Source organism: Bradyrhizobium sp. IC3123 (genome assembly GCF_020193625.1).
Classification (GTDB): Bacteria; Pseudomonadota; Alphaproteobacteria; order Rhizobiales; family Xanthobacteraceae; genus Bradyrhizobium; species Bradyrhizobium yuanmingense.
Map to the genome: position 1 here is coordinate 337,265 of NZ_JADYVF010000003.1, position 26,218 is coordinate 363,482.

General features: G+C 64.7%; 28 protein-coding genes. 11 read left to right on the forward strand and 17 right to left on the reverse strand.

The window, feature by feature from the left end:
* The first annotated feature begins 75 nt into the window (after nt 1-75).
* From I6F20_RS11675 to I6F20_RS11685, 3 genes are all read left to right on the forward strand, one after another.
* Nucleotides 76-1,461 (forward strand): ABC transporter substrate-binding protein, encoded by a 1,386-nt coding sequence (locus I6F20_RS11675; protein WP_035998767.1) that lies wholly within the window; start codon nt 76-78, stop codon nt 1,459-1,461.
* A gap of 93 nt (nt 1,462-1,554) precedes the next feature.
* On the forward strand, nt 1,555-2,427 hold the full coding sequence (locus tag I6F20_RS11680; RefSeq protein WP_035998764.1) for a carbohydrate ABC transporter permease: 873 nt from the start codon (nt 1,555-1,557) through the stop codon (nt 2,425-2,427).
* Nucleotides 2,424-3,275 carry a carbohydrate ABC transporter permease gene (locus I6F20_RS11685; RefSeq protein WP_035998760.1) on the forward strand — a complete coding sequence of 284 codons (852 nt, stop codon included), beginning with the start codon at nt 2,424-2,426 and terminating at the stop codon, nt 3,273-3,275. The genes I6F20_RS11680 and I6F20_RS11685 overlap by 4 nt, the downstream gene beginning before the upstream one ends.
* 116 nt (nt 3,276-3,391) lie before the next feature.
* Here the strand turns inward: I6F20_RS11685 and I6F20_RS11690 are convergent, their stop codons facing one another.
* The 5 genes from I6F20_RS11690 to I6F20_RS11710 form a co-directional block, all read right to left on the reverse strand.
* Nucleotides 3,392-4,204: an ABC transporter permease gene (locus I6F20_RS11690; protein WP_036041161.1), complete on the reverse strand. Its 813-nt coding sequence runs from the start codon at nt 4,202-4,204 to the stop codon at nt 3,392-3,394.
* A 4-nt stretch (nt 4,205-4,208) separates the two neighbouring features.
* Nucleotides 4,209-5,123 carry an ABC transporter permease gene (locus I6F20_RS11695; RefSeq protein ID WP_225126274.1) on the reverse strand — a complete coding sequence of 305 codons (915 nt, stop codon included), beginning with the start codon at nt 5,121-5,123 and terminating at the stop codon, nt 4,209-4,211.
* The gene (locus I6F20_RS11700; protein ID WP_225126275.1) at nt 5,120-6,292 is read right to left on the reverse strand and encodes an ABC transporter ATP-binding protein; all 1,173 of its coding nucleotides are present in this window, start codon (nt 6,290-6,292) and stop codon (nt 5,120-5,122) included. The genes I6F20_RS11695 and I6F20_RS11700 overlap by 4 nt, the downstream gene beginning before the upstream one ends.
* Nucleotides 6,293-6,461: 169 nt before the next feature.
* Nucleotides 6,462-7,934 (reverse strand): glycerol-3-phosphate dehydrogenase, encoded by a 1,473-nt coding sequence (locus I6F20_RS11705; RefSeq protein WP_225126276.1) that lies wholly within the window; start codon nt 7,932-7,934, stop codon nt 6,462-6,464.
* A 138-nt stretch (nt 7,935-8,072) separates the two neighbouring features.
* Complete coding sequence (locus I6F20_RS11710) at nt 8,073-10,757, reverse strand: EAL domain-containing protein (RefSeq protein ID WP_225126277.1); 2,685 nt, start codon at nt 10,755-10,757, stop codon at nt 8,073-8,075.
* Between the two features lie 202 nt (nt 10,758-10,959).
* Here I6F20_RS11710 and I6F20_RS11715 point away from each other — a divergent pair, with 202 nt between their 5' ends.
* A complete protein-coding gene (locus I6F20_RS11715) occupies nt 10,960-12,084 on the forward strand; it encodes an NAD(P)/FAD-dependent oxidoreductase (protein WP_035998729.1) in 1,125 nt (374 codons plus the stop codon).
* A 146-nt stretch (nt 12,085-12,230) separates the two neighbouring features.
* Here the strand turns inward: I6F20_RS11715 and I6F20_RS11720 are convergent, their stop codons facing one another.
* On the reverse strand, nt 12,231-12,413 hold the full coding sequence (locus tag I6F20_RS11720) for a YdcH family protein (protein ID WP_008546178.1): 183 nt from the start codon (nt 12,411-12,413) through the stop codon (nt 12,231-12,233).
* 330 nt (nt 12,414-12,743) lie between these two features.
* Between I6F20_RS11720 and I6F20_RS11725 the strand changes: the two genes are divergently transcribed.
* From I6F20_RS11725 to I6F20_RS11735, 3 genes are all read left to right on the forward strand, one after another.
* A complete protein-coding gene (locus I6F20_RS11725) occupies nt 12,744-12,950 on the forward strand; it encodes a YdcH family protein (RefSeq protein WP_008546179.1) in 207 nt (68 codons plus the stop codon).
* A gap of 131 nt (nt 12,951-13,081) precedes the next feature.
* Nucleotides 13,082-13,300 (forward strand): hypothetical protein, encoded by a 219-nt coding sequence (locus I6F20_RS11730; RefSeq protein ID WP_035998725.1) that lies wholly within the window; start codon nt 13,082-13,084, stop codon nt 13,298-13,300.
* 22 nt (nt 13,301-13,322) lie between these two features.
* Nucleotides 13,323-13,574 (forward strand): hypothetical protein, encoded by a 252-nt coding sequence (locus tag I6F20_RS11735; RefSeq protein ID WP_036021965.1) that lies wholly within the window; start codon nt 13,323-13,325, stop codon nt 13,572-13,574.
* Between the two features lies 1 nt (nt 13,575).
* On the opposite strand, the gene I6F20_RS11740 is transcribed toward I6F20_RS11735, so the two are convergent.
* The gene (locus I6F20_RS11740; protein ID WP_225112934.1) at nt 13,576-14,283 is read right to left on the reverse strand and encodes a GGDEF domain-containing protein; all 708 of its coding nucleotides are present in this window, start codon (nt 14,281-14,283) and stop codon (nt 13,576-13,578) included.
* A gap of 142 nt (nt 14,284-14,425) precedes the next feature.
* On the opposite strand from I6F20_RS11740, the gene purE reads away from it, so the two are divergent.
* The gene (purE, locus tag I6F20_RS11745; protein ID WP_035998720.1) at nt 14,426-14,914 is read left to right on the forward strand and encodes a 5-(carboxyamino)imidazole ribonucleotide mutase; all 489 of its coding nucleotides are present in this window, start codon (nt 14,426-14,428) and stop codon (nt 14,912-14,914) included.
* Nucleotides 14,911-16,017 carry a 5-(carboxyamino)imidazole ribonucleotide synthase gene (locus I6F20_RS11750; RefSeq protein WP_225126278.1) on the forward strand — a complete coding sequence of 369 codons (1,107 nt, stop codon included), beginning with the start codon at nt 14,911-14,913 and terminating at the stop codon, nt 16,015-16,017. The genes purE and I6F20_RS11750 overlap by 4 nt, the downstream gene beginning before the upstream one ends.
* Before the next feature lie 42 nt (nt 16,018-16,059).
* Here I6F20_RS11750 and aqpZ read toward each other — a convergent pair whose 3' ends face one another.
* Nucleotides 16,060-16,782 carry an aquaporin Z gene (aqpZ, locus tag I6F20_RS11755; protein WP_035998714.1) on the reverse strand — a complete coding sequence of 241 codons (723 nt, stop codon included), beginning with the start codon at nt 16,780-16,782 and terminating at the stop codon, nt 16,060-16,062.
* A 259-nt stretch (nt 16,783-17,041) separates the two neighbouring features.
* Here aqpZ and rpsU point away from each other — a divergent pair, with 259 nt between their 5' ends.
* Both rpsU and I6F20_RS11765 read left to right on the forward strand, forming a co-directional pair.
* On the forward strand, nt 17,042-17,338 hold the full coding sequence (rpsU, locus tag I6F20_RS11760; protein ID WP_008546194.1) for a 30S ribosomal protein S21: 297 nt from the start codon (nt 17,042-17,044) through the stop codon (nt 17,336-17,338).
* Between the two features lie 101 nt (nt 17,339-17,439).
* Entirely contained in the window at nt 17,440-18,090 is a 651-nt protein-coding gene (locus I6F20_RS11765; RefSeq protein ID WP_074447704.1) for a tetratricopeptide repeat protein, read from the forward strand.
* 26 nt (nt 18,091-18,116) lie between these two features.
* On the opposite strand, the gene I6F20_RS11770 is transcribed toward I6F20_RS11765, so the two are convergent.
* The 9 genes from I6F20_RS11770 to I6F20_RS11810 all read right to left on the reverse strand — a co-directional run bounded on the left by I6F20_RS11770 (nt 18,117) and on the right by I6F20_RS11810 (nt 26,202).
* Nucleotides 18,117-19,037: a hypothetical protein gene (locus I6F20_RS11770; protein WP_225126279.1), complete on the reverse strand. Its 921-nt coding sequence runs from the start codon at nt 19,035-19,037 to the stop codon at nt 18,117-18,119.
* A 93-nt stretch (nt 19,038-19,130) separates the two neighbouring features.
* Complete coding sequence (locus tag I6F20_RS11775; protein WP_035998690.1) at nt 19,131-19,415, reverse strand: cupin domain-containing protein; 285 nt, start codon at nt 19,413-19,415, stop codon at nt 19,131-19,133.
* Between the two features lie 12 nt (nt 19,416-19,427).
* Entirely contained in the window at nt 19,428-20,525 is a 1,098-nt protein-coding gene (locus tag I6F20_RS11780) for a calcium:cation antiporter (RefSeq protein WP_035998688.1), read from the reverse strand.
* Nucleotides 20,526-20,573: 48 nt separating this feature from the next.
* Nucleotides 20,574-22,046 carry a sodium:proton antiporter gene (locus I6F20_RS11785; RefSeq protein ID WP_518513056.1) on the reverse strand — a complete coding sequence of 491 codons (1,473 nt, stop codon included), beginning with the start codon at nt 22,044-22,046 and terminating at the stop codon, nt 20,574-20,576.
* Entirely contained in the window at nt 22,006-22,803 is a 798-nt protein-coding gene (locus I6F20_RS11790; RefSeq protein WP_225126654.1) for an alpha/beta hydrolase, read from the reverse strand. The genes I6F20_RS11785 and I6F20_RS11790 overlap by 41 nt, the downstream gene beginning before the upstream one ends.
* 211 nt (nt 22,804-23,014) lie before the next feature.
* The gene (locus I6F20_RS11795; RefSeq protein WP_225126282.1) at nt 23,015-24,412 is read right to left on the reverse strand and encodes an NAD(P)(+) transhydrogenase (Re/Si-specific) subunit beta; all 1,398 of its coding nucleotides are present in this window, start codon (nt 24,410-24,412) and stop codon (nt 23,015-23,017) included.
* A 39-nt stretch (nt 24,413-24,451) separates the two neighbouring features.
* Nucleotides 24,452-24,769: a proton-translocating transhydrogenase family protein gene (locus I6F20_RS11800; protein ID WP_035998681.1), complete on the reverse strand. Its 318-nt coding sequence runs from the start codon at nt 24,767-24,769 to the stop codon at nt 24,452-24,454.
* A 12-nt stretch (nt 24,770-24,781) separates the two neighbouring features.
* Entirely contained in the window at nt 24,782-25,909 is a 1,128-nt protein-coding gene (locus I6F20_RS11805) for a Re/Si-specific NAD(P)(+) transhydrogenase subunit alpha (protein WP_225126284.1), read from the reverse strand.
* Nucleotides 25,910-26,049: 140 nt separating this feature from the next.
* The gene (locus I6F20_RS11810) at nt 26,050-26,202 is read right to left on the reverse strand and encodes an aa3-type cytochrome c oxidase subunit IV (protein ID WP_035998674.1); all 153 of its coding nucleotides are present in this window, start codon (nt 26,200-26,202) and stop codon (nt 26,050-26,052) included.
* Between the last annotated feature and the right edge of the window lie 16 nt (nt 26,203-26,218).

Below are 26,218 nucleotides of genomic sequence, written 5' to 3' on the forward strand. Positions count from 1 at the left end.
CGTTGATTGCGCTACCACCATGCGCTAGTGTTTTATACGACCGGTTAAAACACCGGCCGTTTGAGGGAGAAAAACGTGAAATCCAAGGTTATTGGCGCAGTTTCATTGGCGGTCGCTGCGGTTGGGCTGTTTGCCGCCACTGCGCCCGCATTTGCACAACAGAAGACGATCACGGTCTGGTGGGTCAAAGGCTTTTACAAGTCCGAGGACGAAGCGCTCGCCGAGACGATCAAGAAGTTTGAAGCCAAGACCGGCATCAAGGTCGAATTGTCGCAATACGCGATCCAGGACATGATTCCGAAGACCGTCGCAGCGCTCGATGCGGGCACCGTGCCCGACGTCGCCTATTCCGACAGCTACGACGTGCAGGTACAGGGCAAGTGGGCCTATGAGGGCAAGCTCGAGGACCTCACCGACGTCATGGAGCCGATCAAGGGCCGGTTCGTGCAGAACACGCTGGACGCCTCGATCCTCTACAACGACGTCGCCAAGAAGAAGGCCTATTACGGCTTCCCGCTGAAGCAGCAGAGCATGCACGTCCAGATCTGGAACGACATGCTGGAGAAAGCCGGCTTCAAGCAGAGTGACATCCCGAACGACTGGACCGGCTACTGGAGCTTCTGGTGCGACAAGGTGCAGCCGGCGATCCGTAAGGCCACAGGCCAGCGCATCTATGCCGTCGGCCAGCCGATGGGCGTGGAATCCACCGACTCGTTCCAATCGTTCTACACCTTCATGGACGCCTACCACGTCAAGCTGGTCGACGACGACGGCAAGCTGCTGGTGGACGACCCCAAGGTCCGCGACGGCCTGATCAAGGCGCTGAAGGACTACACCGACACCTACAGCAAAGGCTGCGCCCCGCCCTCCGCGACTACCTGGAAGGACCCGGACAACAATGTCGCCTTCCACAACAAGACGATCGTGATGACCCACAACTTCACGATCTCGATCGCAGCGAAATGGTACGAGGAATCGCAGAACCAGAACCTCACGCCGGAACAGCGCGAGGCCGGCAAAAAGGCTTATGAGCAGGACATCGTCACGGCGTCCTTCCCCAAGGCTCCCGATGGCTCGACCATCAAGTATCGCTCCGACGTCAAGACGGGTCTGATCTTCACCGCGGCCAAGAACAAGGCCGAGGGCAAGCAGTTCCTCAACTTCCTGCTGCAGGAAGAGAACATCCGTCCCTACATCGAGGGCGCGCTCGGCCGCTGGTTCCCGGTGACGAAAGAAAGCCAGGAAAGCCCGTTCTGGCAGGCCGACAAGCACCGCAAGGCCGTCTACACCCAGTTCAAGGGCGGCACCTCTCAGTTCGACTTTACCAGGAACTGGAAGTTCACGATCTTGAACAATGAGAACGTGTGGGCGAAGGCGATGAACCGCGTCGTCAGTGAGAAGGTTCCGGTCGACAAGGCGGTCGACGAACTCATCGCCCGCATCAAGCAGGTCGCGGGCTGAGTCGTCCGCCGATCTCTCCGCGTTGCGGGGGAGAGTGCAACAACAACACCGGCCGCGTCTCGCGGCCGGCTTCTCTTTGAAGAGTCCGAAAGAATGGCGATCACGCTCTCTGGCGATCAGGCAATACCCGGCCCGCCCCTGTCGTCGCGGCTGACCCCGGCGCAGGTCTGGGGCATCCTCCTGCTAACACCTTATCTGCTCGTCTTCCTTGCCTTCGTCGTCTATCCCGTCTGCTACGGGCTCTGGCTGGCACGCGATCCGGCAAACTATGTGGCGCTATATCACGACCCGATCTTCGCGCGCGCTGCAATCAACACGCTGATCTTCCTGGTCGTCGGCATCAACATCAAGATGATGATTGCGCTGTTCCTGTCCGGCTTCTTCGCGCAGCAGCGCACCTGGATCAGATGGCTGTCGGTGATCTTCATCCTGCCCTGGGCGGTGCCGTCGATCCCGACCATCCTGTCGGTGCGCTTCATGCTCAATCCCGAATGGGGCATGGTCAACCATTTCATCTTCTCCCTGACCGGCGATGACGGTCCGAACTGGCTGAACGACCCGACCGTCGCGCTCTGCATGGCGATCGCCGTGCACATCTGGAAGTCGCTGCCGTTCTGGACGCTGATCCTGATCACCGGGCGCCTTGCGATCTCGCACGATCTGTTCGAGGCCGCCGAGGTCGACGGTGCCAGCTGGTGGCAGAAATTCCGCTACATCACCTGGCCGTCGATGCAGACGCTCTACGTCACCTGCACGCTGCTCTCGATGATCTGGACGCTGGGCGATTTCAACAGCGTCTACCTGCTCACCGGCGGCGGACCTGCCGACCTCACGCACGTGCTGGCGACGCTCGGCATCCGCTATCTTCGGCTCGACCAGCTCTCGCTCGCGATGGCATCCATCGTCTGCGCGATGCCGTTCGTCCTGCCACTGGTTTACTTCATGATGAAACGGTTGTCGCGATGAAGCTTCCCTCCCTCCGTGACGTCGCGACGGAAGCGCGGCTGCTGCTGATCGGCATTCCCGTCTTCCTGTGGACGATGATCCCGATCTACCACATGTTCCTGTTCGCGATCTCCCCGAAGGAGGACGCGTTCTCGGGCAAGCTGTGGCCGGACCATCCGACGCTGCACAACTTCGAAATCGTGTTCAAGCAGCAGCACTACTTCCTGCGCGACTTCTACGCCCAGTTCTGGAATTCGACGCTGATCGCAGTCTCCGTGGGCGTGCTCACGCTGTTCATCGCGACCGCCGCGGCGTTCGCGATTTCGCGATTGAAGGTGCCGGGCGGCCGCGCCGTGCTGAACCTCGCGCTCTTCACCTATTTCATTCCGGCGGCGTTCCTCGCGGTCCCGATGTATCGCACGATGGGCAATTACGGCCTGCTCAACAATCACTGGTCGCTGATCCTGGCCATGGTGACGATCGCCTCGCCTTACGCGATCTGGGTGCTGAAGCAGGCCTCGGACAAGCTGCCGGTGGAGCTGGACGAAGCCGCGGTGATGGACGGCGCCACCACGCTGCAGATCTTCCGCCTGGTCTATTTGCCGCTGATGATGCCCTCGCTGGTCGCGATCGGCACCTATGCGGTGCTGCTGGCCTGGAACGAGTATCTCTACGCGTTCCTGCTGCTGTCGAACGACCGCGACATCACCCTCCCCGTCGCGCTCGGCAACTTCCTCGCCGCCGACGACTCGCCTTGGGAGCTGCTGATGACGACGGGCTTCATCTACGCGCTGCCGCCGGCCGCGGTCTATTACGCCTTCCGCCGCTACATGGTGGGCGGGCTCACGGCGGGTGCGGTGAAGTCGTAAATAGGCTGTCATTCCGGGATGGTCCGAAGGACCAGACCCGGAATCTCGAGCTTCTCAGGTGCGCTATTCCGCACCATGGTTCAATGCTGCGTATCGCTCCGGAGTGACGCTCTCCTCTACAGCGGCGCCGCGCTCTCGCCCTGCGAGCTCGACAGCTTGGAGGCGAGCGAAGCGATCACGATCACCACCGCGATCAGCGCGATCACCAGCGTGCAGATCGCGTTGATCTCGGGCTTCACGCCGAGCCGCACCTCCGAATAGATGCGGATCGGCAGCGTCGCCGAGCCTGGGCCCGTGGTGAAGCTCGCGATCACGAGATCATCGAGCGACAGCGTGAACGCCAGCATCCAGCCGGCGACGATTGCAGGGGCGATCAGCGGCAGCGTTACGGCAACGAACGCACCGACGGGATTGCAGCCGAGATCCATCGCCGCCTCCTCCAGCGAGCGATCGAGCGAGCCGAGGCGCGACTGCACGACCACCGTGACGAAGCACATGGTGAGCGTGGTGTGGGCGATCGTCACCGTCCAGAAACCCCGCTCGGCGTTCAGCGCAACGAACAGCAAGAGCAGCGACAATCCGGTGATCACCTCCGGCATCACCAGCGGTGCGTAGAGCATGCCTGAGAACAGGGTGCGACCACGAAAGCGTTCACCGCGCGACAGCGCCACCGCTGCGAGCGTGCCGAGCAGCGTCGCGATCGTCGCGGAGGCGACAGCGACCCGCAGGCTCATCCAGGCCGCCTCGATCATGGCGCGATCGTTGAACAACTCATGATACCAGCGCAGCGACCAGCCGCCCCACACCGTCACCAGGCGCGAAGCGTTGAAGGAATAGAGAACGAGGATCAGGATCGGCAAATAGAGGAACGCCAGCCCCAGCGCGAGCGAGGCGATGTTGAAGCGGGACAGGCGGGAGACCTTGCGCATCGCGCTATCTTCCCTGTTCCAGCTGCCGCTTCTGCAGCCGCTCGTACAGCAAGAGCGGCACCAGCAGCACGACCAGCAGCACGATCGCGGCAGCCGAGGCAACCGGCCAGTCCTTGTTGGTGAAGAATTCGAGCCACAGGGTCTGGCCGATCATCAGCGAATTGGAGCCGGCCAGAAGGTCGGGAATGACGAACTCGCCGACGATCGGGATGAAGCACAAGAGCACGCCGGCGCCGACACCGGGCAGCGACAGCGGGAAGGTGACGAGCCAGAACACCCGCCAGGGCGGCGCGCCGAGATCGGCAGCCGCTTCCTCCAGCACCGGCTCCATCTTGGCGAGCGTCGCGTAGAGCGGCAGGATCATGAACGGCAGATAGGAATAGACGATGCCGATATACATCGCGGTGTCGGTGGAGAGCCACACCACGGGCTGGCTGAAAAGATGCAGCGCCAGCAGGACCTGGTTCAGCAGGCCGTCGTGCTGGAGGATGTTGATCCAGGCGTAGATGCGGATCAGGAACGAGGTCCAGAACGGCACGATCACCAGCACCATCGCCACCGCCTGCCAGCGCTGCGGCAGCCGCGCCATCCCGTAGGCGATGGGATAGCCGATCAGGAGCAGTAGCGCGGTGGCCGTGAGGGCGACGGTGAGGCTGCGGACATAGGCGAAGACGTAAATGTCGTCGGAGGCGAGCAGCTTGAAATTGTCGACCGAGAGCGCAGCGAACGCTGCCTTCAGCGCGTTCCATCCCGCCGTGAGGTCGAACACCGGCTCGTAAGGCGGCTGCGCGATCGCGGTCTGCGACAGGCTGATCTTGAGCACGAAGCCGAACGGCACCAGGAAGAACAGCACCATCCAGACATAGGGCGCGATGGCCGCGAAGCGCGCCGGCTTTGCGAAGATGCGGCGCGAGCTCATGATTGCAGCACCACGCAATCGTCGGGCGTGAACCAGGCGACGACATGCTGGTTCAGGCTGTAGGCGTCGACATCCAGCCGCGCGCTGTTAGCGACCGACGCCTGCAGCATCCCGCCGGTGTCGAGCTTCACCTTATAGGTGGTGGTGCCGCCGAGATAGCAGATGTCCGCGATCACGCCCTCGAGGGTGTTGATCGCCGTCTCACGACCGGCCTCGTTGGCCGGGCCGCGGCGCGACAGCTTGACCTTCTCGGGGCGGATCGCGACCGCCAGTTTTCCGGTGCCGACCGCCTCACGCGGCTCGGCCACCACCAGCGCCCCCGCATCGCGCGTGCCGATGACCAGACGATGACCGTCGCGCAATTTTGACTCGCCGTCGAACAGGTTGATGTCGCCGACGAACTCGGCGATCCAGCGCGAGCGCGGCGCCTCATAGAGCTCGCGGGGGTTCGCGACCTGGGCGAGCTTGCCTGATTTCATCACGCCGATCCGGCTCGCCATCGTCATCGCCTCCTCCTGGTCGTGGGTGACGATGATGAAGGTCATGCCGAGCCGCCGCTGCAGTTCCATCAGCTCGGCTTGCGTGTTTTCGCGAAGCTTCTTGTCGAGGGCTGCGAGCGGCTCGTCGAGCAGCAGGAGTTGCGGGCGGCGCGCCAATGCGCGGGCGAGCGCCACGCGCTGGCGCTGACCGCCGGACAACTGGTCCGGCTTGCGCTTCTCCAATCCCTCGAGCTTGACCAGCGCCACCATCTCCGCGACGCGCGTGGCGATGTCGGCACGCGGCATGCCGGCGCGCTTCAGGCCGAAGGCAATGTTGTCGCGTACCGACAGATGCGGGAACAGCGCATAGTTCTGGAACATCATGTTGATCGGGCGCTCGTGCGGCAGCGCCTGCGCGATATCCTTGCCGCCGAGCAGGATACGCCCCTCGTCCGGCGCCTCGAAGCCCGCGAGCATGCGCAAGAGCGTGGTCTTGCCGCAGCCGCTCGGGCCGAGCAGCGCGAAGAACTCGCCGGCCTTGATATCGAGCGACACGCCGTCGACGGCGCGGAACGTGCCAAAGGTCTTGGCGACGCCCTCGATGCGCAGCAGCGGCTGGCCGGGCGCCGGGCATGCGTCCCCGCCAGCCGCTTCAGCCGCAACGTTCATCCCGGGCAATTCTTCCGCCATGGTCCCTGCCAACCCCGATTCCGCCGCACGCTAGCGGCCGATCGTGTTTAGCTCAACCGGTTCGGGGAAAACTTACATCGCGCCGCCGTAGCCCGGATGGAGCGAAGCGGAATCCGCGGCTGTTCGCCGGCGCAGAGACTCTCCCGGATTTCGCTTCGCTCCATCCGGGCTACACCAGTGACCGGCTCAGATCTGCCATGAACGCCGCCAGCGCGTCGTGGTCCGCCGCAGGCATTGTCAGGCCCAGCTTGGAACGGCGCCACAGAACGTCATCCGGAAAACGCGCCCATTCGTGGGTCATGAGATATCGCACCTCCGCGCCGGTCAGTTCGGGACCGAAGGCTGGGCCAAGCTCTTTGCGCGTCCTTGCTTCACCGAGCACGGCCGCCAATCGCGAGCCGTAGGCCGCGACCAGGCGCTGGGCTTCCGGCTCGGACAGAAAGCGCCAGCGCTCGCGTGCGAGGTCGACCTCGGTGTCGAAACGATCCCAGGCGAAATCTCCACCTGGCAGCGCTGCGCCGGCGGTCCAGGGCGGCGACATCGGATAGAACGGCGTCAGCCTCGTCACCGCCCGCTCGGCGCGCCGGCGCGCGGTGGTGAGGTCGCCGCCGAACATCGTGATCAGCGGTGCCTTGCGCCGGCGCGCGTGGAACAGGGTTGTGCCCTCGCGTTGCCGCGCGGACGCCGGCCTCAGATTGACGCCGCAGACCGTCCGGACCACGTCGGTCGGGGCGACGCGCTCGCGGAAGTAGCGGCTCGCCGCTTCGCAGAGATAACCGACATCGGCCCCTCGCACCGCCACGATGGCGGGGTCGCCGGTGAAATCGTGCGTGACTGTGCCGATCAGCGTGAACGCGCGCTCAAACGGGCTTGCGAAGATCAGTCGGCCGTCGCTGTTCTGGAACACGTAGACATTGTCTGAATCGAACAGCCTGGGCACGATGATCTGGCTCATCTGCATGGCCGTGGCGGCGGGCTGCGGCTGGCGCAGGACGGTCTCCGCGACGATCGAGGTCCAGCCGCCACTGGTATTGGCCAGCGCCCTTGCTGTAACGGAGCGGCGGTGGCCGCGATCGACCACGGCGAGCCGCCAGATGTCGGTTCGGTCGGCACGCACGCAGCGCGCCCCGGTCCGGATCGTCGCACCACGCTCGGCGGCGTCCAGCGCCGTGAGCACGACAAGGCGGGAATCGTCGACGATACAGTCCGAATATTCGAACGCCGTGCCGAACGGGCGCTTCAGCGCGTTGCCGACCGGGTGATGGGTGATGTCGAGGGTCGTCGATCCGGGCAGGCCGCTCCGGCCGGCGAGGACGTCATAAAGAAACAGGCCGGCCCGCAGCAGCCACGGCGGACGCTCGTCCACATGTGCAGGAATCACGAAACGCATCGGCCGCACCAGATGCGGCGCGATGGCGAGCCAGGTCCGGCGCTCGGCCAGTGCCCGGCGCACCCGCCAAAAGCCGCGGCGCTCCAGCACCGAGAGATCGCCGTGGATCAGCCGCGGTGTGGCCGACGACGCCGCGCCGCCGAGATCGCCCTGCTCGAACAGGATCACCCGCAGGCCGCGGCCCGCCGCATCGCGGGCGAGGCTGACGCCGTTCAGGCCGCCGCCGATGATCGCGAGGTCGTAATCCGCCATGAAGCCGTCGAATGGGAGCGAAGCACTCCCATCCACTAGAGCGATTTCCGTTCCGATGAAATCGGAACGGTGGCTCTAGATTCATATTCTGACGCGTTTTCTTGACGCGAGCCGCTGTCCACTTCGCTCGAAAACGCTCTAACCGGTCTTCAGCGCAAGCTCCATGGCTTCGGCGCGGCCGACGAGCCCGGCATATTTGCCGATCGGCAACGGCTTGCCGAGCAGATAGCCCTGCACCCCGTCACAGCCTTCCTTGGCGAGGAAGGCGAGCTGGTCGAGCGTCTCGACGCCCTCGGCGATGATCGACATTTCGAGGCCGTGGCCGAGGTCGATGACGGCGCGCACGATCGCCGCCGATTGCGGGTTGCGGCCGAGATTGATGATGAAGGCGCGGTCGATCTTGATCTTGTCGAACGGGAACGCCTGGAGATAGCTCAGCGAAGAATAGCCGCTGCCGAAATCGTCCATGGAGATGCGCACGCCGAGCGCCTTCAGGCGGCGCAGCAGCGCAAGGCCGCGATCGAAATCCTCGATCAGAACACCTTCGGTGATCTCGAGCTCGAGCCGGCCGGGTGCGAGGCCCGTCTCGATCAGGATCGAATGGACGAGGCCGACCACGTCGCCGTGCATGAACTGCGCCGGCGACAGATTGACCGCGACCTGCAGCGGCTTCGGCCAGGACGCCGCCTCGCGGCAGGCCTCGCGCAGGATCCACTCGCCCATCTCGACGATGAGGCCGCTCTCCTCGGCGATGGGAATGAATTCGGCCGGCGAAACCTGGCCGCGCACCGGATGCTGCCAGCGCGCCAGCGCCTCGAAGCCGATGATCTCGCTCTCGGCGACGCTGTGGCCCGCGGCCCCCTGCGGCTGGAAGGCGAGCGAGAGCTCGCCGTTCTTGACCGCCATGGAGAGGTCCTGGTGCAGCACGCGGCGGTCGCGGATCTGCTGGTCCATCTCGGGCTGGTAGAGGCTGATCGTGCCGCGCGACTTCTGCTTGGCGCGGAACAGCGCCGCGCCGGCATTGGCGAGCAGCGAGGCGCCATCGGTGCCATTGTGGGGAAAGACCGACATGCCCGTGGTGATGCCGGCGCGGACCGGGCGGCCGTCGATCTGGAAGTCCCTCGCGACAGCTTCGCCGATCTGCTGCGCCAGCGCGAGGCCCGCCTCGGGCTGCTTGCCGTCGATGATCAGGCCGAACTCGTCCCCGGACAGGCGCGCCACCACGCCGCCGCGTGCGGAATCCTGCAGCCGATGGGCGACCTCGATCAGGAGCTTGTCGCCCAGCGCATGGCCGAAGACGTCGTTGACCTCCTTGAGGCCGTCGAGGTCGACGCAGAGCACGGCGAACTCCTCGTCCGTGCCCTCGCAAGCCTCGATCATCTGAGTCAGCGCCTGCAGGAAGGCCGCGCGATTCGGCAGATCGGTGAGGCCGTCGTGATAGGCCATGTGCGCCATGCGCGACTCGGTCTGCCGGCGGTCGGTGACATCCTCGTGGGTCTTGATCAGATATTGCGGCTCGCCGGCATCATTGACCACGGTGGCGCGGCGGGTGAGGAACAGCCGCAGGCCGTTCTTGGTAGAGATCGGATGCTCCTCGGTGATCATCCCGCGCTTCTTGATCGCGGCCTCGTCGCGCGCGACGATCAGCCTGGCTTCCTTGGCGTTGAAGATGTCGGACGCGGTCAGGCCGGTGGCTTCCTCGCGCCTGCGGTTGAGGATCGTCTCCGCGCTGCGGTTGGCGAGCAGATAGCGGCCGTCCTTGACCTGCTCCACGATCAGCGCAACCGGGATGTTGTCGACCACGAGCTCGAGGAACTTCTTGGTGCTCTCCAGCTCCTGCGACAGCGAGCGGCGGTCGGTGATGTCCTCGAACAGGATGAGCAGAAATTCGGGCTTGTTGCTCTCGTTGCGGACCACGATCCGGATCGAGGCGACCATGCGCCGCGCGCCGGCACGATCCACCTCGAACTCATTGCGGTGCTGGCCATCCGGCGAATTGAGCGCGGCCTGGTCAGCGGCCTCGATGCTGGCCGCCGAGGCCGACGCAAACAGCTCCCGTGCATTCCTGCCGACGGCGAAGTCCCGCGACAATCCCCAGAACTTCTCATAGGCGCTGTTGGCGAAGATGTAGCAGCCGTCCTCGATGTTCTTGGCCGCCACGCAGGCCGGCACATGATCGAGCACCGATTCCAGGAACTGCTTGGTGGAGGCGAGCTGCCGCGACAGGTTGCGCTGCTCGGTGACGTCGAGATGGGTCGCCACCGAGCCGCCGTTCGGCAACACGAAATACTTCACCAGGATAGCCCGTCCGTCCGGCAGTTCCGTGGTCAGGCCATTGGCGCTCGATGCCTTCCGGTAAAATTCGTCATCGGTGACGCCGAGCACTCCGCGCTCGCGGCGCAGCCTCAGGATGTCGCAACCGGTCATGTTGGGCCGGAGGTCGGATCGCGTCAGGCCATAGATCTCGAGATAGCGGTCATTGCAGAAGATGACGCGGCGCTGCGCATCCGTCATCACCACGCCCTGGTTGAGGTTGTTCATGGCGGAGGAGATGAAGGCGTTGCGACGCAGCTGCAAACGGCTGGACCGGCGCAGCGAGGAATGGATCCACAGCCCGATCGCGGCGAGGAACGAGCAGACCACGATGCCCGCGATGAGGGCTTCCCAGATCACGCCGGGATCAAGCCTGGTGAGATCGCCCGGAACGGCAAGGCTGTCCGATGCCGCAAAGGCGCGCGCAGGCGCGCCCGTAACGGCCAGGCATAGGAGGGCGTGCACAGCAATCCAAAGCGTGCTGCCCACGTGCCAGTTCTTCTCAGCCATCAGCCACCCGCGATTTCAACGTCGGATTGTCTGGCTTCGCGGGTTTGGATCGGGTAAACGCCTGTGGGCACAACAGAATAATGTGACATAAAATGCGGCAATTGCCCTGACATGATAAACGACTTCTTAACGGAAGCCCCGCCTGCGCCGCCGCATCCGGACCGTGCGCCACCGGTGCTTCCAACTGGTATCCTGCACAACCATGGATAGGGTCGATTGCGTCGTCATCGGAGCCGGCGTGGTCGGGCTCGCGGTGGCCCGGAAGCTCGCCCAGGCCGGGCGCGAGGTGATCGTGCTGGAGGAAGCCGAGGCGATCGGCACCGTCACCTCCTCGCGCAACAGCGAGGTGATCCATGCCGGCATCTACTACCGGGCCGGGAGCTGGATGGCGCGCATGTGCGTGGCAGGCAAGCACGCGCTGTACCGCTACTGCGCCGAGCGCGGCATCCCGCACAAAAATTGCGGCAAGCTGATCGTCGCGACCAGCCCGAAGGAGACCGAGAAGCTGCAATCGATCAAGGCGCATGCCGAGGCCAACGGCGTGCTCGACATGCAGCTGCTCTCGGGCGAGGCCGCACGCGCGCTGGAGCCGGCGCTCGCCTGCGACGCCGCGCTGCTGTCACCGTCGACGGGCATCATCGACAGCCATTCCTACATGCTCTCACTGCGCGGCGAAGCCGAGGACGCCGGCGCAGCTTTCGCGTTTCACACCCCGCTGATCCGTGCCAAGGCGGCGGCCGGCCTCATCGAGATCGATGCCGGCGGCGAGGCACCGATGACGCTGCAATGCAACCTCCTCGTCAACGCCGCGGGGCTGTCGGCAACGCATGTGGCGCGCAACATCGACGGCATGCCGCTGGACCGGATTCCGCCGGCCTATCTCGCCAAGGGAAACTACTTCAGCTGCAACGCCAAGGCGCCGTTCTCGCGTCTGATCTATCCGGTGCCGGAGCCCGGCGGCCTCGGGGTGCACTTGACGCTGGACATGGCAGGACAGGCGCGCTTCGGGCCTGACGTCGAATGGATCGAGACGATCGACTACGAGGTCGATCCGTCACGCGCCGAGCGCTTCTATCCCGCGATCCGCAAATACTGGCCGACGCTGCCTGACGGCGCGCTGATGCCGAGCTATTCGGGCATCCGCCCGAAGATCGTGCCGCCGGCCGTGGCCACGCAGGATTTCTTGATGCAGGGCCCGCGCGATCACGGCGTTGCAGGCCTGATCAATCTGTTCGGCATCGAATCGCCGGGACTGACGTCCTCGCTCGCGATCGCCGATCACGTCGCCGAGCTCGCAGATATCGACAGTGTTTCGAGAAGCGGATAAGTGTGCGCGTCGAGAGCCACGGGTCCAAGCAAGAATGAGCGCCGCACAACCGTGTTGCACGGTACACACCTTGCAGCAGGGATGAGCACGGATGCTCTCATCCCTGCGTGAAGGACGTGATCAACTCTACACTGTCACGGGGGTTACTAGTGGAGCGTGTCGCCAGATTGCTTCAGACGCTCGATCTGGTCCTTGACCATCAACTTCCGGCGCTTCAACTCAACAATTTGCAGGTCGTCTGTTGAAAGGTGCACGAGAGCTTCGTGCAATTCGTTTTCGAGAAGTTTGTGCTTCCGTTCCAATTCAACGAGATGTGCCTGAATTGTCATTCGAAACCTCCTCGGTAGGGTTGAACCTTTAGGATTCGATCCGGACAACCAAGTCTACATCACCGATTCGTCCTGTCGATGGGTATCCGTCGTTGCAGCGTCATTTTTGAAAGTTCATATGTAACGAAGCGTGACTAAGGGAACCACGCCGGAAAAATCCATGATATCAATACGCCCACGCACCGCCGCAGCTCCCTGCAGAAATATGTTGCTGGAGATCGGGGACGAGGGATCGCAGATCGCTTGCGATCACGCGGCGCAAGGACGATAATTTCCACAGGGCATCCACAGCCCGGATCTCACGCCTATCGGTTTTCGGCCACCGCAGACATGACCAATGAAGATGAGCGTGAGCTCGAAGCCGAGCTCACCCGGTTGCAGCAGGAACACCGAGATCTCGATGCGGCGATCGATGCATTGCATCAATCGCCCGCCCCCGACCTGTTGCGGTTACAGCGCCTGAAGAAGCGCAAGCTGTTGTTGCGCGACCGCATCGCGTTCATCGAAGACCAGATCACCCCCGACATCATCGCCTGACCGTGAGCCGGTCTTGCGCGGCGCCCCGCCGCTTCCGAATCCGCTTGACTCAATAAGAACAAAATAGGAACATTCGCGGGCGCCCCAACACCTCAGAGAACGCTCAAGGACAACACACGAGGACAACGCAGATGTCGGCAACCGCCCTTTTCGACAACAGCCATTACGAACAGGCCTGCGATCAGGCGATCGCGATGTGCGACGGCAATCTGCGCAGCACCATCAAGGCGCTGATCATGGCCAACGAATATCTGGAAGCCGAGCTGGAGGAATTGCAGGCGGCGATTTCAGCCGGCTGCATTCCGGAGATCTCGCGCAGCAAGATGCGGAGCAAGAGCAGCGCCGCATAATCTTCAACCTTGGAGCAACGCCATGTCGGATGTGACCTATTACGTTGCAATGCCCTTCTTGATCGATGACGACGGATCACCCGTCGCAGGCGCTGCAGAGGAGTGTCAGTCCTCGACGGCGGCGCTGCGACGCGCAGAGATGCTGGCGCGCGGCGCCGGCCATATCGGCGCGATCGCGTTCAGCCGCAGCGGCGATCCCATGACCGGCGAATTCGGCGACGCGACGCTGCTGCGCAAGTTCGGCAACGTGCCGGAAGATCTTGCCACCCTCTAGACTAGCGCTCGCCGCCGACCAGCCTGATCCGCGGCTCGTGCCGGCGGCTCGCCTTGCGCACATACATGGCGGCATCCGCCTCCTCCAGGGCGCGGCCTGCAGCGGATTGCGGACCGAGCAGCGCGACGCCGGCCGAGGCGCCCGCGGCCACGTGCTGGCCGCGAAAAACGAATGACAATTCGTCGATCGCCTGCTCCAAGGCCGCAGCCTTGACCTTCGCATCGGTCTCGCTGAGATTCCAGAGCAGCAGCGCGAACTCGTCGCCCCCGAGCCGGCCGACCACGTCGGAGGCGCGGATCTGTCGCGTCAGCGTGGCGACAATCGCCTTGAGCACCTCATCGCCGGCGGCATGACCGAAGGAATCGTTGATCGGCTTCAGCCGATCGACGTCGAGCACGATCAGCGCCCCGCTGGCGCGGTAGCGCTTCATATAGGCGATGGCGCGCGCGAGCTCGCGCTCGAAACCGCGCCGGTTGGGAATCCCGAGCAGGAAATCGGTATCGGCGGCCGCCTCGAGCTCCGAGATCCGCAGCAGGGCCGCCTTGAGCTTGCTCCTGAGGCCGCGGATGATCGCCTTGCCGTCATCGGCAGCCGGCGCTCTGCGCAAGGCCGGTTTGGCCGCGCGGCTCGAAACGGCTTTGGATCGGGCGGCGCTCATGTTCCGGCCCTTTCTGGCCTTCGCAGGGCTCGCCCTTTTCGGTTTCTTCATGGGCATCGTGCTCAATGAAGGCTTGCGGGGATTCACCAAGACAGGATAGTGGATTCCCTTCTCCTTGCCACCGCCTTGCGAGCCGCCGGCCGGAATCATTAATCTGGCCTATCTCTCTGTTTTTCTGGGCACAATTGACGTCATGACCGCGCCGATCGCCATCATCATGGGAAGCCAGTCGGACTGGGACACGATGCGGCACGCCGCCGACACGCTTGACGCGCTCGGCATTGCTGCCGACAGCCGCATCGTCTCGGCCCACCGCACGCCCGACCGGCTGTTCGCATTCGCCAAGGGTGCCAAGGCCGCAGGCTACAAGATTATCATCGCCGGCGCCGGTGGCGCGGCCCATCTGCCGGGCATGGCGGCGGCGCTGACGGAACTCCCGGTGTTTGGCGTTCCCGTCGAATCCAAGACGCTCAAGGGCGTCGATTCGCTCTATTCGATCGTCCAGATGCCCGCGGGCATTCCGGTCGGCACCCTCGCCATCGGCAAGGCCGGCGCGATCAATGCCGCGCTGCTGGCAGCCGCCGTGCTGGCATTGTCCGACCCCGCCCTGTCGGATCGCCTCGCCGCCTGGCGCAAGGCCCAGACCGAGGCGGTCGCCGAGCGGCCGGAGGACAAGGCGTGACGGACACCAGGCACGTGAAGCTGAAGCCCGGTGACACCATCGGAATCCTCGGCGGCGGACAATTGGGCCGGATGCTTGCCATGGCCGCGGCGCGACTCGGCCTACGCTGCCAGGTGTTCTCGCCCGATCCGGATTCACCGGCCTTCGACGTCGTGCTGAACGCGACCTGCGCCGAATATGCCGACGTCGAGGCGCTCGAATTGTTCGCGCATGATGTCGACGTCATCACCTACGAATTCGAGAACGTGCCGGCGGCAGCCGCGCTAGTATTGGACGCGCGCCGCCCGGTGCTGCCCAACCGCAAGATCCTCGAGACGACCCAGGACCGGCTCGCCGAGAAGGATTTCGTGACGAAGCTCGGGATCGGCACTGCCGCCTACGCCGACGTCACCTCCGTCTCCTCGCTGCGCGAGGCGATCGCCAGGATCGGCCTTCCAGCGGTGCTGAAAACCCGCCGCTTTGGCTATGACGGCAAGGGCCAGGCCATCATCCGCGAGGGCGACGACATCGCGAAGGTGTGGACCAGCCTCGCCACCAAATCGGCGATCCTGGAGGCCTTCGTGCCCTACGAGCGCGAGATCTCCGTGATCGCCGCGCGCGCGGCCACGGGCGAGGTCGAGTGCTTCGACGTCACCGAGAACGAGCACCGCGACCACATCCTGAAGATATCGCGTGCGCCCGCGCCGATTCCTGACGCGCTAGCCGAGGAGGCGCGCAGCATCGCGAGCAAAATCGCAAGCGCGCTCGACTATGTCGGCGTGCTCGCGGTCGAGATGTTCGTGCTGGCAGGCGGCACCGGACCGAAGGTGCTGGTCAACGAGATCGCGCCGCGCGTGCACAATTCCGGGCACTGGACGCTCGACGGCGCCTCCGTCTCGCAGTTCGAGCAACACATCCGCGCCATCGCCGGCTGGCCGCTCGGCAAGCCGGTGCGCCACGGCGACGTCGTCACCATGACCAACCTGATCGGCGACGAGATCAACGATTACGAAAAGTGGATGAGCGTGCCGGGCGCGACCGTGCACATCTACGGCAAGGGTGCGCCGCGCCCCGGCCGCAAGATGGGCCACGTGACGGAAGTCAGGCCGCCCCGCGTCACGTGACGGGATCGCAGCAAGAGCTGCAATCCCGTCGGGCGATTGTGACTACGCCGTCTTCACGCCCGCAACGACGCCGCTGGGCTCCTCGCTGAGCCAGCGATAGATCACCCCGCCGAGCGCGCCGCCGATCAGCGGCGCGACCCAGAACAGCCACAGCTGCGACAGCGCCCAGCCGCCGACGAACAACGCCGGGCCGGTGCTGCGCGCCGGGTTCACCGAGGTGTTGGTGACGGGAATGCTGACGAGGTGGATCATCACCAGCGCGAGCCCGATCGCCAGCGGAGCGAAACCCGCCGGCGCGCGCCCATGGGTCGCCCCCATGATGATGAACAGGAACATCATGGTCATCACCACCTCGGTGAGGAAGCCGGCCATCATGCTGTACTGACCGGGCGAATGCGCGCCATAGCCGTTGGAGGCGAAGCCCTTGCTGACGTCGAAGCCGGGCGCCCCACTCGCAATGACATAGAGCAGCGATGCGGCGACAATCGCGCCCGCCACCTGGGCGATCACATAAGGCAGGATCTGGCCGGCCGGAAAGCGGCCGCCGGCGGCGAGACCGACCGTGACGGCCGGATTCAGATGGCACCCGGAGATGTGGCCGATCGCGTAGGCCATGGTGACGACGCTCAATCCGAAAGCCAGGGACACGCCGACCAGCCCGATCCCGACCTGCGGGAAGCCGGCGGCGATCACCGCGCTTCCGCAGCCCGCGAATGTCAGCCAGAAGGTGCCGATGGCTTCGGCAGCATATTTTTTGATGTCCATTGTAGTCCCTCATTGCAAAGATTCCGGAACAAAGCTCCGGTGCGGCCCCGTCCTCGGCGCCAAATCGCCCAAATCGGGGCCGCATGGAGGTATTTTCGCCGCATTTAATGGCCGAACTTGGCCCGAAAATCCGCTTGGCCGGTGGACATCTGCGGTTTTGTCTGATACATCCGCGCGCTCAAGGTTAAGGGCTTGCGCGTTTCGCCATCCCCTTTGACTTACCAGAATTCAAATCCGATCCACCTGAAGAGGATGCCGCGTGCAGGTTCTCGTTCGCGATAACAATGTTGATCAAGCCCTCAAGGCGCTGAAGAAGAAGATGCAGCGCGAGGGAATTTTCCGCGAGATGAAGCTCCGCGGTCATTACGAGAAGCCCTCCGAGAAGAAGGCCCGCGAAAAGGCCGAGGCCGTGCGCCGCGCGCGCAAGCTGGCCCGCAAGAAGCTGCAGCGCGAAGGCCTGCTGCCGATGAAGCCGAAGCCGGTGTTCGGCGCCGGCCCGGGCGGTGATCGCGGCGGTCGTGGCGGCCCCGGCGCAGGTCCGCGCGGACCGCGCTGAGCCGATTCAGCAAGACTCTAGTTTTCGAAGACGCGGGCCCCAGGCCCGCGTTATTGTTTTGAGGACTTGTCGGATCAAGCTCTAGCGCGAGCCAACCGTAGATGGCCTCCCCTTTCTCCCAGCGCGGCCTTCCGCGACGGCGCCGGATCTGGCAGCCGCCGCTCGCGGCGGCCCTGACGGGGATCGTGCTGGGCGGCTGCTCGTTCGATCTGGGATCACTGATGCCGGAGAAGGACAAGCCGCAGGAGGCCCCCAAGGCCGCCGCGCCGGCCGAGAGCGCGGTGAGCGCCGGCAACGTCACCGAAGCCCAGGCCCATACCGCGAAGGCTCAATCTCTGGCGAAGTCAGGCGAGGCCGCGGCAGCGCTCGACGAGTTCAATCGCGCGATCGGCCTCGATCCCTACAATGCGCAGGCGCTCTATGGCCGCGCCCTGATCTACCAGGGCAACAACCAGCACGACTTCGCGATCGCCGATTTCAGCGCCGCCAGCGGACTCAACCCGCAAAAGGCCGAGCCGCTGCTGGGCCGCGCCAACAGCTATCTCGCGCTCGGCAAGGTCAAGGAGGCCGCAGCCGATCTCGACGAAGCCTCCGAGGCCGATCCGAACAATGCCCAGGTCTGGACCGCGCGCGGTCAGGTCTATGAGCGCTTGGGCGACAAAGCCAAGGCGGCGGCGTCCTACACCAAGGCGGTTGCGCTTCGTCCACGCGACGAACCCGCTCGCAGCGGTCTCGCCCGCGTCGGCGGCTGACGGTTTGGCGGAGGCTGAGCGGAGTTCTAGTCGGGCGTGGCGCTCTTGGGCAGAACGGCGTTGAACATCGACTTCATGCCCGACAGCATCTCGTCGGCGACATTGGTCTTCTTCGGCCGCGGCAGGGCGGCGCCCGCATCGGCACGCAGGTCGAGCGGCGGCGCGATGACCGGCACGGGAATGTCGGCCGGCGGCGTCACCCGATTCGGATCATCGTTGCCGATCGAGGCCGTGTAGGGCGGATTGGAGCCCCCATTGCCATAGGCCTCGGGTGAGGGCGTCGAGACATTGATCGGCGGCGGCAGCGGACGGACTGGAGACGGCTCCACATTCACGACACGCGGAGCCTCCGGCGTGCGGGCGGCGTCCCGCACCGCAGGCTCAGCCGGCTTGGTCTCCGACGCGCGAGCCTCGGCAGGCTTGGTCTCGGACGGCTTGGTCTCGGACGCTCTGGCCTCGGCAGCCTTGCCCTCGGGCGACTTGCGCAGGCGCTCGATCGCAGCACGCGCCAGATCGTTGGCGTCGGGAGCCGCGGAAGCCGCCGTCGGGGCCGAATTGGCCTCAACCACGGGAGCAGAAGCCGCCGGTGCGGATTTCGCCGCGGCCTTGTCGCGGGCAGAGGGACGTCCGCGCGGACCGGTGTCAGCGGGAGCCACGTCTGCGGCCTTGGTCTCGGCGGCCGGCGGATGATCGACCGGCTTCTCGACCGCCGCCTTGTCCGTCACGCTCTTCTCGGGGATGCCCTTGGCCTTGACGCCGGAGGCGGGAAGGTTGGCGGTATCGGTGGGTTTGCCGTCGCTGCCGGTCTGGGCAGGCGCGGTCACGGCGGCTGGGGTGTCGGCGGCCGGCTTGGCGTTGATGTAATGATTGACGATGTAGGCCCCGATGATCGTCGCGAGCACCGAGGGGAAAATATCCATCGAAATTTTTGCGAGGTATTTCAGCATTCCGACCACACTCCCCGCGCGACCTGATGCGGGAACTTTAGGGCATTGTGAGGGATCAACTGCGACGGATCGATGGCAAACAGGGGCGCGACCCTAGCGTTTCAGCTCAATTTCAAGGAACACGATCTCAGTTGAGGTTTCGTTAAGTACGTCATGCTGGACGCCGGCCTTGCGGAAATAGGATTTCCCGGCGGCAAGCTGCGCCTTGGACCTTTCGCCATTGGGCGCGACGATGGTCATCTCGCCGGCGGCGAGCGGAACGATCACATAGTCCATGCCATGGGTGTGATGGCCGGTGGCGCTGCCGGGGGCAAGCCGCCATTCCGTCACCCGGACCTCTTCGTTGTCGACCTGAACCTCGGACTGGGCGGCAAGCACCGGGAGCTCCTTCTAGGGTACGAAAACCATGAACACGTAGACGGCAAATACCACCATATGCACCAGGCCGAACAGGACATTGGTCCTGCCCGTGCCGAAGGTCAGCATGCTCAGGAAGAAGGTCAGCAGCAGGAGCACGCTGCCCTGGGCGCCGAGGCCGAGCTCGAGCTCCTTGTCGAGCGCGTAAGTGGCGACGCCGACGGCAGGAATGGTCAGGCCGATGGTCGCCAGCGACGATCCCAGAGCGAGGTTGATGCTCTTCTGGAGGTCGTTCTGGCGGGCCGCCGAGACGGCCGCGACGCCTTCCGGCATCAGGATCAGAAGCGCGACCAGAAGCCCGGCAAAGGCCGGCGGCGCGCCAATCTTGGCCGCGACGGCGTCGACCACCAGCGAGAATTTCTTGGAGAGCAGCACGACCGCCAGCAGCGCGATCAGCAGCAGCACGACGCTGAGCACCAGCATCCTGCCCGACAGATGCACCTCGCCGCTGCCGGCGTACGCCCGCTCGTGGACGAAGTAATCCTTGTGCAGGACCGTCTGGGTGTAGAGAAACACCGCATAGAGCGCCAGCGTGACCACGTCGACGAAGCCGAGCTGGACCGCCGAATAGACAGGCCCCGGCGTGGTGGTGGTGTAGTTCGGCAGGATCAGCGTGATGGTCGCGAGCGCGAACAGGACGCTGAGATAGACGTTGGCGCCGGAGAGCTGAAAACCCTGCTCGCGATAGCGCAGGCCGCCGATGAAGATGCAGAGCCCGACGAGGCCGTTGCAGACGATCATGACCACGGCGAACACGGTGTCGCGCGCCAGTGCCGGGGCAGGCTTGTCGCCCAGCATGATCGTGGTGATCAGAGCGACCTCGATGATGGTCACCGAGAGCGTCAGCACCAGCGTGCCGTAGGGTTCGCCGACCCGCTCCGCGATCACCTCGGCATGATGAACCGCCGCGAACACCGTGCCGAACAGGATGACCAGAAGGACGACGGTGAAAAGAAGACCGCCAAACGACAGCGTGAAGACGTAATCCGTGGCGCTGACGGCTGCGAACAACAGCAGGGCCAGCGCCGGAAAGACCCAGGCCGACCGGGGCATCGGATCATGCGCGCTCATCATCGGCTCCAACTACGAAAGCGAGCAATAGCAAATCGGCCGGCGGATTCAATGCCAGTGCAGGATCGGTGCGACCGGCAGGAACGTCAGCAACAGGAACAGCGGGATCAGCACGGCGCCGGCGCGCAGGAGATAACCGAAGAAGCTCGGCATCGCGACGCCGTTCTCGCGCGCGATGCTGCTCACCATGAAGTTCGGCGCGTTGCCGATATAGGTGAGTGCTCCCATGTAGACCGCTCCCATGGAGATCGAGGCGAGCGTGCCCGAGAGCTGATGCATCAGCACCTGCGGATTGCCGCCGGCGAGCTCGAAGAACAGCAGATAGGTCGGCGCATTGTCGAGGAACGCGGACATCAGGCCGGTGAACCAGAAATAAACGACCTCGCGCGGCGCGCCATCCGGCGCCGTCACCGCCGACAGCAGCCAGGCGAACGCGCCGTGATGGCCGGCATTGAGCATGGCAATGACCGGGATGATGGCGACGAAGATGCCCGCGAACAGTTTTGCGACCTCGCGGATCGGCTCCCAGGTGAAGCCGTTGGCCTGCCTGTGCTCGTCGGGCGTCAGCCACGCCGACAGCGCCGCGATGGCCAGCAGCGCCAGGTTGCGCGCGACGTCCTCCAGCTCCAGCTTGGTACCGAAAATGTCGAACGCAATGTCGGGCCTCCACATCGCCGAAGCGAGAAGGCTGGCGACGATGGCTGCGATCAGCACCAGATTGACGAGGCCGCGGATGCGCAACGGCTCTCCCCGGCCTGTGTCGGCGGGCGGCGGCTCACTGCGAAAGCGCCAGACGTCGACGACGGCGAAGATCGCGAGCAGCAGGACGGCGACGAGTGCGGTCTGCAACCAGATGGTCCGCGTGGTCCAGAAGAAGTCAACGCCATGCAGGAAGCCGACGAACAGCGGGGGATCGCCGAGCGGGCTCAGCGCGCCGCCGACATTGGCCACCAGGATGATGAAGAAGATGACGACATGGGTGTTGTGGCGCCGCTGCCGGTTGGCGCGGATCAAGGGGCGGATCAGGATCATCGCGGCACCCGTGGTACCGACGATGCTCGCCCCCAGCGTGCCGAGCGCGAGGATGCCGACATTCGCCGCCGGCGTGCCCTTGATGTCGCCCGTGATGAGGATGCCGCCGGCCACGACATAGAGCGCGAACAGCAGCACGATGAACCCGAGATATTCGGCGAGCATGGCATGGACCAGCGCCGCCAGTGTCGCCATGCCGCCGGCGAAGACGACGAGCGCGGCGAGCGCCAGTAGCGACCAGGCAGCGGTGATCTTGCCGTAATGGTGATGCCAGATCTTCGGCAACAGCAGCGGCCCCATTGCAATCGACAGCAACAAGCTGGCAAAGGGCAGCGCATAGGGCCAGCGCATCGCCGCACCATCGAGGCCGGTCGCGGCAAGCGCGTTCTGCGGCAGAAACGTCAAGCAGGAGACGACGAGCGCGGGGAGGTAACGTTGAGCCAAGCCGTCAGCCGCCAATGAAGCCTCTCGCGGTTTCGATCGCGCCATATTGATCGAGATCGTCGTGTCCGCCGCCCTCCATGCGAACGAACCGCTTGGGCTCGCGGGCGAGCGCGAACAGACGCTCTCCGAAGAGGATCGAAATGACAAGGTCATTGGTGCCATGCATGACCAGCAGCGGCACCGTGACGCGCGACATGCGCTGGTCCGAATGGAACGGGTCGCGCATCAGGAGGCGGACCGGAACGAACCAGAACGATGACCCCGCAATGTCGGCCGCCGACGTATAGGGCGCCTCCAGGATGAGTTTTCCAACGCGATGCTCCGAGGCGAGCGCGACCGCGACGCCCGTCCCGAGCGAAAAGCCCCAGGCGACGATTCGTTCCGCCGCATAGCGCGCGGTGGTGAACGCGTAGGCGGCTGCAGCGTCGCGCAGCAGGCCCTGCTCGCTCGGCATCCCGCTCGAGCCGCCATAGCCGCGATAGGACAGCGCAACGAGGCCGGTGCCGTCGGCGGTCATCGCCTTGAAACGGCCGACGCGGCCGGCGAGAAAATCGCCATTGCCGTGGAAGTAGAGGATCACGGAACGACCGGGCTTGGCCGGCACGTGCCAGACGATGACCTGCTCGCCATCAGACGTGGTCAAGACATGCTCTTGCGCCTCAGGAAGGCCCGCAGCATCGGGTGCGGTGCGACCGGCGGGCGGGATCGGAAACAGCATCTCGCGCTGGCGGACGTACAGCACGAGGAGACCGGCGCAATAGACGGTCAGGAGCACGATGGCGATCCACTTGACAATGCTCATCATTGCGCGGCCGCTCCCTCGCTTGAGACTAGGGCTTGCGACGGCTCCGCAGCAATTTCATGACGTCGGTCGCAGGCTCGCCGGAACGTCGCGGCAGCTGCACGCCGCCTTGTGGGCAGCGTGCCAGGCGACGCGCTGCTCGCGCACGCCTTGGGCGGCATGCGATCGGACTGGTGCCATTCCTAATTGATGGCCACGGTCCCTCCCCCCGTCACATCGCCTTGACGATGTTCTCGGTGACCTTCTTGGCGTCGCCGAGCAGCATCATGGTGTTGTCGCGGTAGAACAGCGGATTGTCGATACCGGCATAGCCCGACGCCAGCGAGCGCTTGATGAACATCACCGTGCCGGCCTTCCAGACCTGGAGCACCGGCATGCCGTAGATCGGCGAAGTCTTGTCCTCTTCGGCCGCCGGGTTGGTGACGTCGTTGGCGCCGATCACGAAGGCAATGTCGGCCTGCGCGAATTCGGAGTTGATGTCCTCGAGCTCGAACACCTCGTCATAGGGCACGTTGGCTTCGGCCAGCAGCACGTTCATGTGGCCGGGCATGCGGCCGGCGACCGGGTGAATGGCGTATTTCACCTCGACGCCTTCCTTCTTGAGCATGTCCGCCATCTCGCGCAGCGCGTGCTGGGCCTGCGCCACCGCCATGCCGTAGCCGGGCACGATGATGACCTTGGAGGCGTTCTTCATGATGAAGGCCGCATCGTCCGCCGAGCCGAGCTTGGCGGGCTTCTGCTCGCCCGTGGCGCCGCCGGCCGCCGCGGTCTCACCGCCGAAGCCGCCGAGGATGACCGAGATGAAGGACCGGTTCATCGCGTGGCACATGATGTAGGACAGGATCGCGCCCGAGGAACCGACCAGCGCGCCGGTGATGATCAGCGCGGAGTTGCCGAGCGTGAAGCCGATGCCCGCGGCGGCCCAGCCGGAATAGGAGTTCAGCATCGAGATCACGACCGGCATGTCGGCGCCGCCGATCGGGATGATCATGAGCACGCCGAGCGCCAGCGCGATGATGGTGATCATCCAGAAGTCGAACGCGCCGCCGGTGAGGACGAGACGGACGATAAAGAACACCAGCGCCACGGCCAGCGCGATGTTGATGATGTGACGGGCCGGCAGGATGATCGGCGCGCCGCTCATGCGCGCGGACAGCTTCAGGAACGCGATCACCGAGCCGGTGAAGGTCAGCGCGCCGATGGCGACACCGAGCGACATTTCGACCAGACTTGATGCATGAATGGCGCCGGGCTTGCCGATGTCGAAGGCCTCAGGCGCGTAGAACGCGCCGGCAGCGACCAGCACCGCGGCCATGCCGACCAGCGAGTGGAAGGCGGCGACCAGTTCCGGCATCGAGGTCATCGGCACGCGGCGGGCGATCACCGCGCCGATGCCGCCGCCGATCGCGACCGCGAGGATCACGAGGATCCAGGCCACGCCATCCGCCGGCGGATGGCTCGCCAGCGTGGTGGCGACCGCGATCGCCATGCCGATCATGCCGAACAGATTGCCCTGGCGCGAGGTTGCCGGGCTCGACAGCCCGCGCAGCGACAGGATGAACAGCACCCCCGCCACGAGATACAAGAATGCAGAGAGATTGGCGCTCATCTCAGGTCCCCATTGATCCCTTCAGCCCGAGGTGGCCGCTTACTTCGACTTCTTCTTGTACATCGCCAGCATGCGCTGGGTGACAAGGAAGCCGCCGAAAATGTTCACGCAGGCGAAGACGAGCGCGACGAAGCCGAAGCCGCGCGCCCAGCCCGAGCCGCTCGAAACCATGCCGACGCCGACCGCGAGCAGCGCGCCGACCACGATCACCGAGGAGATCGCGTTGGTCACGCTCATCAGCGGCGTGTGCAGCGCGGGCGTCACCGACCACACCACGAAATAGCCGACGAAGACGGCGAGGACGAAGATCGACAGCCGGAAGATGAAGGGGTCGACGACCTGTGCAGCGTGCTCCATGGCAATCTCTCCTTAAGCTTTCGGCTGGAAGTTAGGGTGGATCACGGCGCCGTCCTTCGTCAGCGCGGTAGCCTTGACGAGTTCGTCGTCCCAGTTGACGGCGAGCTTCTTCTCTTTCTTGTCGATCATGGTCTCGATGAAGGAGAACAGGTTGCGCGCGTAGAGGCTGGAGGCCGAGGCCGCAACGCGACCCGCAACGTTGGTGTAGCCGACGATCTTGATGCCATCGAGGTCGACGACTTCGCCGGCCTTGGCGCCCTCGACATTGCCGCCGCGTTCGACGGCGAGATCGACCAGCACCGAGCCGGGCTTCATCGACTTGACCATGTCGGCACTGACGAGCTTCGGCGCCGGGCGGCCCGGAATCAGCGCGGTGGTGATGACGATGTCCTGCTTCTTGATGTGCTCGGCGGTGAGCGCGGCCTGCTTGGCCTGGTATTCTTTCGACATTTCCTTGGCGTAGCCGCCGGCGGTCTGCGCGTTCTTGAACTCCTCGTCCTCGACGGCGAGGAATTTCGCGCCGAGGGATTCCACCTGCTCCTTGGTGGCGGGCCGCACGTCGGTCGCGGTCACGACGGCGCCGAGACGGCGCGCGGTCGCGATCGCCTGGAGGCCGGCGACGCCGACGCCCATCACGAACACCTTTGCGGCAGGCACGGTGCCGGCTGCGGTCATCATCATCGGAAAGGCGCGGCCGAAGGCTTCGGCGCCCTCGATCACGGCGCGGTAGCCGGCGAGGTTGGCCTGCGAGGACAGCACGTCCATCACCTGCGCTCGGGTGATGCGCGGCATCAATTCCATCGCGAAGGCGGCGATGCCGGCATCGGCCATCGTCTTCAGCGCGGCATCGTTGCCGTAGGGGTCCATGATGGCGATGACGAGGGCGCCGCGCTTGTACTGCGCCAGCTCGGATGCCTCAGGGCGCTTCACCTTGATGATGATGTCGGCGTCCTTGAGCGCGTCAGCGCTGACGGTGGCGCCGACCGCGGTGAATTCGGAATCCGGCAGGCCCGATTTGATGCCGGCACCCGGCTCGACGGCGATCTCGGCGCCCAACGCCTTGAACTTCTTCACCGTATCAGGCGAAGCGGCGACCCGCGGCTCCGACGGATCTATTTCTTTGGCAACGGCGATCTTCATAGGCCCTCCGGCGACGCGGACAAAAACGCGCACGCGAACTTAGCGTTACTCCCGCAACGTTTGGATACCGGTTTTGAAACCGGCTTGTATGCAAATTTAATGAGCAGCCGCCGGCGTTGGCGGATGCAGCCGACGATGGATCAGGTCAGAAAGACCGCCATCAGGATCACGATGAGCGCGACCGAGACCGTGCCGTACTTCACCAGCTTGATGAAGCCCTCATAGGTCTGCTCGTGGGCAACGTAGTCGTTGCCGTCGGCGGTGGTGTACGCCACTTCGCTATGGTCAGCCATGGAATGTCCCCAGTCG